The sequence below is a fragment of the Pseudomonas syringae group sp. J309-1 genome (genome assembly GCF_032582135.1).
Classification (GTDB): Bacteria; Pseudomonadota; Gammaproteobacteria; order Pseudomonadales; family Pseudomonadaceae; genus Aquipseudomonas; species Aquipseudomonas quasicaspiana.
In genome coordinates this window covers 59,380-67,129 of record NZ_JAWHNU010000032.1, presented here as the reverse complement: position 1 = coordinate 67,129, position 7,750 = coordinate 59,380, and the positions used below count along the sequence as shown (strand labels likewise).

Here is a 7,750-nt window from a genome sequence, read left to right as displayed (position 1 = left end):
GCCGAAGGCTGCGATCAGCTATCCCTGACACACCGTGATCGCAGCCTTCGGCAGCTCCTACAGGTCATTCATTACATCTTGAAGCGTAGCGCCAACTGATTCAGGCCCACCGCCAGTTGCGACAGCTCGTTGCTGGCAGCCGAGGTCTGGTTGGCTCCGGCCGAGGTCTGCAAAGACAGGTCGCGGATGCTGGTCAGGTTGCGGTCAACTTCCCGGGCGACTTGCGCCTGCTCTTCAGTGGCCGAGGCAATACTCATATTGCGTTCGTTGATCTGCACAATGGCGGCAGTGATTTCCTTCAGCGCCAGGCCAGCCGCTTCGGCAACATCAAGGCTGGCGCGTGCGCGCTCACTGCTATGGCCCATGGCGCTGACCGCTTTACCGGCACCGTCCTGAATCGAGGCGATCATTTTTTCGATTTCGGCAGTGGACTGCTGAGTACGATGGGCCAGTGCCCGAACTTCGTCGGCCACCACCGCAAAGCCACGACCGGCTTCGCCCGCTCGTGCCGCTTCGATAGCGGCGTTGAGGGCGAGCAGATTGGTCTGGTCGGCGATGCCACGAATCACATCCAGCACGCCGCTGATGCCCTGCACTTGTACAGCCAGCCCGTCGATTTCAACCGCGGTGACGCCGACCGCCTGATGCAGTTCATTGATCACGCTCACGGTTTCGCCAACTCGCTTGCTGCCATTTTCTGCAGACTGGCTGGAGTCGCGTGCGGCTGTGGAGGCCAGCGACGCATTGCGTGCGACTTCTTCAACGGCCGCGCTCATCTGGTTGATGGCCGTGGCAGCCTGATTGATTTCATCGTTCTGACGCTGTACGCCGCGCAATGAATCTTCAGTGACGGCGGTCATTTCTTCGGAAGTCGACGCCAGTTGCGATGATGAATCGCTCAGTTCACCCAGTGTACGACGCAGGTTTTGTTGCATCACCGACAAGGCTTGCAGCAGGCGGCCCGGTTCATCCTTGCCGTCCACATCGATTGGCTTGCTAAGGTCGTTGGCAGCAATTTGCTGAGCAACGGCCAATGCCTTGGCAATGGGGGCAACCAGACTGCGGGTGAACAGTGCAGCCAGGCCGAGGGTCGCAATCAGCGCCACGATAATGGCGATGATGGTGACGTTGCGAGATTGAGAATAGGTCTGGTCGGCAATGGCATCGGACTCGGCCATCTTGAGGTCGGCCAGGCGCGAAACCTCGGTGATGTCCTTGCTCAACTGTTCCGCTGCCTGGGTCATCTCACCCGTGGCGTTGGTCATTGCGCTGATAAGGTCTTCACGCTTCTGGGCGACCGCGTCCAGAAAGCGCGCATGCACGGCAAGGTATGCCATCAGGTTGCGCTCCATGCTGCTGAACGCTTTCTGGCCAGCCTCCGTGATCAACAGAGGTTTCAGCTTGCGCACGTCTGTTTCCAGGCCGGTACGTGCCTGGCTGATGCGATCAAGCTGGCGCTTGGCTCCTTCTGCATCTGATGCTGCTCGCAAGCCGGTGTTGCCCAGGCGGATGGTCACCAGATCGGTCTTGATCTGCTCAATGGTCTGAACGGTCGGCAATACGTTGTCCTGCAGTGCCTCTCGTGATTCTTTCAGGCCAACTGACTGCTGTAATGAGAACAGGCCCAGAGCGGTGATCAGTAAGGCAAAAAAGCCAAAACAGAGCAGCGATCGGGGGGCAATGTTGAGATTTCTCAGATTCATGCGAATAGCCTGTCGAGAGAGGAAACGTTAGTAACCTATCGACGTTTAACGTTTCAGCTTTAGGCCACTTAGCTGATTATTTTGAAATATCCAGTAATAAGCAGAAAAAAGTCTTAAATATCAGCAGTATTGGTTAAGAGCATTGATTTAGACATGTCGTGCTAGCTGATCGCCTGCATGACTTTTGCCGGAAACGCAGATGTGGGTCACCAGTCTTTGCTTTGCAAGAATGAAATCAATGCCGCTGTCGGACAGCGGCATTCGCAAGGGTCATGCAGCCTGTAATTGATCTTGAGCATCCAGATAGTCCGCGAGATTGTGCAGGTACACCACTGGCTGTCCTTTGCTGGAACCGCCCAGCCGTGTGACTTTCAGGGCAATTGCGCCACTGCTGATCTTGCGCATCAGATACCGGTCGCTCGATATGTGGGAGAAATATCGCTCTCGAACGGCGCTCAGAGTCGGGCAGGGCGTGGCAAATTCGGACCGCAGTTGATTGAGTGTCTGGCTCATGCCGCGTCGCCTCCCCAAGGGTTGAATTCATCTGCACTGGCTGGATTGCACGACTCACGTCGTTTTTTCAGGGTGATGATCAGAAGCAGGCCGACTTGCCGTTGGATAGCCCGAACCGCCTCAGGACTCGAAGCTGCTGCCGGATGCAGGTACACCTGGCAGCGAGGATGGTGTTTTGAAATTTTCATGACTCGTACTCGGTAATGAATGGGTACGAGGCTAAATTAGCAATAGCTAAATATTTATACAATAGCATTTGCTAAATATTTCTATTCCTCTGAAGGGATTGCTCTATCTTGAGCCGGTATGTCCCAGAACACGCGGACGGACCCGTCTTCTTGAACGTTTGCGTACACACCATCGGTCTCGGTGATGGCATCAATGATCTGATCCCAGTCTTGCTGGGACTCATCTGGTGCCTTGTAAACCAGCGCTGCGTGCTCCTTGCGAGCGGCGGGGGAGGTGATGACTTTCTGAAGGCGTGCCCCAAGCAGTTCAAGCGACGTAGGGGGGGCAAGGGCTCTGGTTTGCGTCTTGGACATGTGGTCCTCCTTGGCGTTATGTATATACATACAGTAAATATCGATGAGCTGTACGGCAAGAGAAAAAGAGTACGCGTGTACTCTTTTTTGGCTCGCCCATAAAAAAGCCCGCATCGGCGGGCGCATTCATCGGCCTGGTTCAGAGGCTCAAAGGCTCAGAGGCTCAAAGCTTCCTGGCATTCCACACGAGCAACACTCGCGCCTGAATATGGATTTTCTCCAGATCAGCGCCGTCGATCATGATCGGGGGGTAGACAGGATTGTCCGAGATCATCCGCAGCGCCCCTCCGGTCATTCGCTGCAGGCGCTTGATGAATAAATCACCGTCCAGAGTAAACACGTACACCGCATCAGTGCGGATTTCGGTAATTCCCCGGTCTACCAGCAACGAGTCGCCATCGCGAAAGGTGCCCTCCATGCTGTCGCCATCACCGGTGATGATCGCCAGATTTTCAAGGCTGGAATACGGCACACCCTGGGTTTTCAGCCAGTCGAGGTGGACCGTCATCTCGCGAATGACTTCGACCTGATTTTCCGGCACCAGACCGTGGCCCATCGAAGCGGCGACGTTGAGGTGCGGGATGGTGATGAACCCCAAGGACTCCATGACTCTTTTGGTGTCCACGGGAGCCACTGTTTTAGGTGCTGCCCCCTCGAGCAGATCATTGGTATCTGGAGAAACCAGCGTGCCTGCGGGCAGATCAATCTTGCCCTCTAGGGTGGCGGCAGCCTTTTCCCCCAGCTTTCGATGGCCGTTCAGCAATTGCGATAAATAAGACGCGTCCAGACCGAACTGGTTGGCGAAGTCTTTTTGAGTGAGGCCAGCCATAGCATGGCGAAGGGCTCTAAGGCGTTGTTCGTAAATATCCATGGCTTAATCATCGCTATGCGTTAGCAGACAGTAAATTACATTTTGCTGTTGATGTAAATATTAGCGATTGCTAATCTTTTTGCTCATCCCACAGGTTGCGACGGTTTGCCTGACTTCGGTCAGGTCGGCGGGTTGCGCTTCGGGTTTTTTCACAATGCCTGCTGTGGCGGACATTGAGTTGAATGGCGAGGGAACAAAATGATCAAGGAAATCGAAAAGTTGATGGTGCATTGGGGTGAGCAAACCCGCGAGCGAGGTCTGGGTGGCGGTTTAGGCAGCCAGTTGGGCGCATTGATTGAATGGGGCGGGGCACCACCGCGCAGCACGCCGGGGTCTCGCATCCTGGATAGCGGCGGCACGGGCATGGACACCATTGCCACCGCAATAGATCGCGCCGTTGCGCAATTGCAACGCACACCCGGTCAGGCAGCTTTGGCCAGACTGGCAACGCAACGTTACTGCGAACTTGTTCCGATCCGCGAACAGATGCGCACCGCCGGAATTGCCGAAGGGGCTGACCGAACCTATCGCAACCGGGTGCAGCGGTTGCATGAGCAGGTGATGTCGATTGTTATGGCGAGTACGAGCAAGCGTGGCGTGCCGTCCAGCGCGTGACGCATGCAAGCCCTGATTTTGAAATGCATTTTGGGTAGGAGCCAACTTGTTGGCGAGACGTAGGACCTGCATCGTCAGATATCCCGTCTCGCCAACAAGTTGGCTCCTACAGGACATCCCCTTGCCAAGCTCCTCAAACGACGACCTGGCAACCATTCGTCGAGCGACTTTGTCGTGTTGTGGTCACATTCCTGTCGCGTTCCAGTCGCATCTGAACCACCTCAAAATCGCCTCTTCCCATGCTTTCCGGCGGCAGGTACAAAGGCGGCACGATCTGAGATTTACGCCTGAGGCAGCAGCGGCAGGCAGGCTTTTCAGCCACGTCATCAGGCCTTTTACAGGCAGTCACCCACCCCGCTTCGGCGGGGTTTCTTTTTCCCCCGGGAATAGCAATGGAGTATGAGCATGGCCGAGCCAGCGAGCACGGCCGCATCTGTCGTGGTCGCTGGTGCGGCCGGTGCGGGTTTCGCAGGATTGTTGACAGGCATCGATACGCTCGCCGCCATCGGCGCATTGGCGGGTGCATTGGTGTTCTTTACCACCACAGAAGAAATGCCGGTCTGGAAGCGGATGGTTTTTCTGATGGTGTCATTTGTAATGGGTTATTTGTTCGCCCCCGCTTTAGTGGACTTCGAATTCTGGGGGATTCGCCCTTTCAAGTATTCAGGGCCCGCCGCATTCGGGGCATCCGTGCTGGTGGTCACTGTGGCGCTGGCAGCCATCAAACGGCGCGGCAGATTAGAGACCGGGCAGCCTGGAGGTCATGATGGATAAGCCTCTGATTAGCGCACTGCTCACCCAGGTGACGTTCTGGTTATGCATGGGCCTGTTCGTACGGCTCTTCACGTTTCGCCGCAAGGGCGCACGGTTTCGCCGCAACATGAGCTGTCTGGCCTGGCTGGTGATGGTCAGCGCTGGCACGGTGATGGTTTACATCTGCAAAGGCATGCTGGTCATGCCGGTTCAGGCCTGGCCGCTGGTCATGATCCTGGCGGTATTTGTCGGTTCTGTTTACCAGAGCAACGGCAATCTGGCGCAAGTCTGGAAGATCGGAGAGTGAGCTTGATGCCTGCACGCCAATAGCTTCTGAGAGCCCGCATTCGGCGGGTTTTTGAGCCACTTTTTATCAGCACTGCAAAGCCCCGTTCCCGGGGCTTTGTCGTGTCTGGAGTTCTGAAACTGGAGTTCTGAGATGAACGTAACAACTTTGATTGCACAGATAAGCGAGCGCTGCCCCGGTTTTCAGGGCCGGGTCGCCGGTGGTCTGCAGTGGGACAGCGCCCGCACCGACGACCAGTTTGCGATGCCCGCGGCTTATGTCCTGACGGCGGGCGATACCGCACAGGAATCCACCACCAACGTGGTCCGGCACATCGTTCGTGAGCAATACCTGATCAACGTTGCGCTGGCTAACCGTGATCAATACGGCCAGGCCGCGACTCAGGAACTTCACAGCATTCGCGTTCAGCTATGGGCTGCTCTGGTGGGCTTTCAGCCGGAAGCTGAAGACGATCCTTTGCAGTACAGCGGTAGCTCGATGTTGCTGATCGACGAGAACCGGGTGGTTTACCAGTTCCGCTTTTTCACCGAGTTCATGCTGGGTCGCAGTGACCCGGCCGGGGCTCCAGAAACGTGGCAGGAGCAGGTCAACGATGGCCTGCCACTGCTTGAGGGAGTCGATATGGATATCGACTTCATTGACCCGATGGTCGACCGAAACCTGACAGAGCGCGGCCCGGATGGCCGCTTCGAATTCAAAACCCGTGAGGATATAACCCAGTGAAACGAGTGCATGTGAAACCTGCCGAAGGCCGGGCTGTTCCGGATCCGGCCCGGGGCGGCGAACTGCTGTCCGTCGAGGGCTACGAAGTACCGCTGACTGCCTACTGGCAGCGACGGATCAATGATGCTGACGTAATTGTGGGTACGGCTTCAGCCCTGCCCAAAGCAAAAGGGAGTGCCGCCAAATGACTGTAGGTTTCAGCCAGATTCCATCCGATCTTCGTGTACCTCTGTTCTACGCCGAGCTTGATAACTCAATGGCCAACAGCGGTGCTTCCAGTCTGCGACGCCTGATCATCGGTCAGGTCAACGACGATGCAACCAGTGAAGACATCGGCCGCCTGGTGCTGATCTCGCGCAGCACCGAAGCGCGTGCCATTGGCGGCGCTGGTTCGATGTTGTGGGCCATGCATGCAGCGCATCGCAAGATCGATGTTGCAGGCGAGGTCTGGTGCCTGCCACTCAAGATCGAGTCCGGTACCAATGCGCAAGGCAAGGTCACGCTGACCGGTACCGCCACCGCGGCCGGCCTGCTGAACTTGTATGTGGGCGGCGTTCGGGTGCGAGCTGTCGTGCCTGAACTGGCCACGGCCGCCGAAGCAGCTGCTGCGTTGCTGAGCGCTATCAATGCGGCCACCGATCTGCCGGTGACGGCTACCGCCGAAGCGGGCGTGGTGACGCTGGCCAGCAAGTTCAAAGGCGAGCTGGGCAACGATATCCAATTGAGCTTCAACCGACTGGGTGCCGCCAATGGCGAGCAACTGCCAGCCGGTCTGGAAGTCGTTGTGGCCGCGATGGCCGGTGGTGTCGGTACGCCGGAAATGGCCGCCACACTGGCTGCTCTGGGCGACGAACCGTTCGAGTTTATCAGTCAGCCATGGACTGACGCCGCAACGCTGGATTACTGGAAATCCACCATGGACTTCACCTCGGGCCGCTGGTCCTGGGCGAAGCAGATTTACGGTCGGGTTTACAGTGCAAAACGCGGCACGCTGGGTGCTTTGGTCGCTGCGGGCAAGCTGCGCAATGACCCATCGGTGTCTATCGGCGCCATGGAAAAAAGCATTCCGCAACCAGTATGGGAAGTCGCCGCACAGTTCAGCGCACGCACTGCGGTGTTCATCAGCGCCGATCCTGCATGCCCGACGCAATCGGGTGAGTTGGGGGCCATCGAGCCTGCAGCGGTCAGTGACCGTTTCATGCTGGATGAATACCAGTCGTTGCTCGGCAGCGGCATCGCCACGTTCGAGTATTCGGGCAGTGCGATGCGCATCCAGCGGGCGATCACCACGTATCAGCGTAACGCGTACAACCAGCCGGATGACTCGTACCTGGACAGCGAGCCGCTGCACCAGTCGGCGTATGTACTGCGTTTCCTGCGTACCCGCATCACCAGCAAATACGGTCGCCATAAACTGGCGAACGACGGCACCAAGTTCGGCCCCGGCCAGCGCATGGTGACCCCGAAGGTGATTCGCGGTGAGCTGATCGCAGCTTATGGTGAGCTGGTGCGTCTGGGGATTGTCGAGAACATCGACGCCTTCAAGGACAACCTGATTGTTGAGCGCGACGCGACTAATCCGAATCGCCTGAACGTGTTGTATCCGCCGGATCTGGTCAATCAACTGCGCGTGTTCGCGCTGTTGTATCAGTTCCGTCTGCAGTATTCCGACGCGGCCTGAGCCGCTTAATCAAACGTCATTCCAAGCCCGCCCTGTGCGGGC

General features: G+C 57.1%; 11 protein-coding genes. 6 read left to right on the top strand and 5 right to left on the bottom strand.

From position 1 onward, the window contains the following. Positions 1-71: 71 nt before the first annotated feature. The 5 genes from RX972_RS17555 to RX972_RS17535 form a co-directional block, all read right to left on the bottom strand. Entirely contained in the window at positions 72-1,703 is a 1,632-nt protein-coding gene (locus RX972_RS17555) for a methyl-accepting chemotaxis protein (protein WP_316877446.1), read from the bottom strand. Between the two features lie 270 nt (positions 1,704-1,973). After that, positions 1,974-2,216, bottom strand: coding sequence for a pyocin activator PrtN family protein (locus RX972_RS17550; RefSeq protein ID WP_099268585.1), 243 nt, complete (start codon positions 2,214-2,216; stop codon positions 1,974-1,976). Beyond that, positions 2,213-2,404, bottom strand: coding sequence for a hypothetical protein (locus tag RX972_RS17545; protein WP_316877442.1), 192 nt, complete (start codon positions 2,402-2,404; stop codon positions 2,213-2,215). The genes RX972_RS17550 and RX972_RS17545 overlap by 4 nt, the downstream gene beginning before the upstream one ends. Before the next feature lie 81 nt (positions 2,405-2,485). Further along, entirely contained in the window at positions 2,486-2,758 is a 273-nt protein-coding gene (locus RX972_RS17540) for a DUF1654 domain-containing protein (protein WP_316877441.1), read from the bottom strand. Between the two features lie 163 nt (positions 2,759-2,921). Next, on the bottom strand, positions 2,922-3,629 hold the full coding sequence (locus RX972_RS17535) for an XRE family transcriptional regulator (protein ID WP_027901684.1): 708 nt from the start codon (positions 3,627-3,629) through the stop codon (positions 2,922-2,924). A gap of 198 nt (positions 3,630-3,827) precedes the next feature. Here RX972_RS17535 and RX972_RS17530 point away from each other — a divergent pair, with 198 nt between their 5' ends. The 6 genes from RX972_RS17530 (at position 3,828) to RX972_RS17505 (ending at position 7,708) form a co-directional block, all read left to right on the top strand. Next, positions 3,828-4,244, top strand: coding sequence for a hypothetical protein (locus RX972_RS17530; protein ID WP_316877437.1), 417 nt, complete (start codon positions 3,828-3,830; stop codon positions 4,242-4,244). 405 nt (positions 4,245-4,649) lie between these two features. Beyond that, positions 4,650-5,018 carry a putative holin gene (locus RX972_RS17525; RefSeq protein WP_027901682.1) on the top strand — a complete coding sequence of 123 codons (369 nt, stop codon included), beginning with the start codon at positions 4,650-4,652 and terminating at the stop codon, positions 5,016-5,018. After that, positions 5,011-5,304: a phage holin family protein gene (locus tag RX972_RS17520; RefSeq protein ID WP_049827083.1), complete on the top strand. Its 294-nt coding sequence runs from the start codon at positions 5,011-5,013 to the stop codon at positions 5,302-5,304. Before RX972_RS17525 ends, RX972_RS17520 begins: the two co-directional genes overlap by 8 nt. A 132-nt stretch (positions 5,305-5,436) precedes the next feature. Continuing rightward, positions 5,437-6,027, top strand: a complete 591-nt coding sequence (locus RX972_RS17515) for a hypothetical protein (protein WP_316877434.1) — start codon at positions 5,437-5,439, stop codon at positions 6,025-6,027. Further along, positions 6,024-6,215, top strand: coding sequence for a DUF2635 domain-containing protein (locus RX972_RS17510; protein ID WP_099268579.1), 192 nt, complete (start codon positions 6,024-6,026; stop codon positions 6,213-6,215). The genes RX972_RS17515 and RX972_RS17510 overlap by 4 nt, the downstream gene beginning before the upstream one ends. Continuing rightward, positions 6,212-7,708: a phage tail sheath C-terminal domain-containing protein gene (locus RX972_RS17505; protein ID WP_316877431.1), complete on the top strand. Its 1,497-nt coding sequence runs from the start codon at positions 6,212-6,214 to the stop codon at positions 7,706-7,708. Before RX972_RS17510 ends, RX972_RS17505 begins: the two co-directional genes overlap by 4 nt. Positions 7,709-7,750: the final 42 nt, after the last annotated feature.

Excerpts from the sequence above, each read along its gene's own strand:
- RX972_RS17545 (WP_316877442.1), bottom strand. The coding sequence starts at position 2,404 with ATGAAAATTTCAAAACACCATCCTCGCTGCCAGGTGTACCTGCATCCG.
- RX972_RS17540 (WP_316877441.1), bottom strand. The coding sequence starts at position 2,758 with ATGTCCAAGACGCAAACCAGAGCCCTTGCCCCCCCTACGTCGCTTGAA.
- RX972_RS17550 (WP_099268585.1), bottom strand. The coding sequence starts at position 2,216 with ATGAGCCAGACACTCAATCAACTGCGGTCCGAATTTGCCACGCCCTGC.
- RX972_RS17530 (WP_316877437.1), top strand. The coding sequence starts at position 3,828 with ATGATCAAGGAAATCGAAAAGTTGATGGTGCATTGGGGTGAGCAAACC.
- RX972_RS17555 (WP_316877446.1), bottom strand. The coding sequence starts at position 1,703 with ATGAATCTGAGAAATCTCAACATTGCCCCCCGATCGCTGCTCTGTTTT.
- RX972_RS17520 (WP_049827083.1), top strand. The coding sequence starts at position 5,011 with ATGGATAAGCCTCTGATTAGCGCACTGCTCACCCAGGTGACGTTCTGG.
- RX972_RS17535 (WP_027901684.1), bottom strand. The coding sequence starts at position 3,629 with ATGGATATTTACGAACAACGCCTTAGAGCCCTTCGCCATGCTATGGCT.
- RX972_RS17515 (WP_316877434.1), top strand. The coding sequence starts at position 5,437 with ATGAACGTAACAACTTTGATTGCACAGATAAGCGAGCGCTGCCCCGGT.
- RX972_RS17505 (WP_316877431.1), top strand. The coding sequence starts at position 6,212 with ATGACTGTAGGTTTCAGCCAGATTCCATCCGATCTTCGTGTACCTCTG.
- RX972_RS17525 (WP_027901682.1), top strand. The coding sequence starts at position 4,650 with ATGGCCGAGCCAGCGAGCACGGCCGCATCTGTCGTGGTCGCTGGTGCG.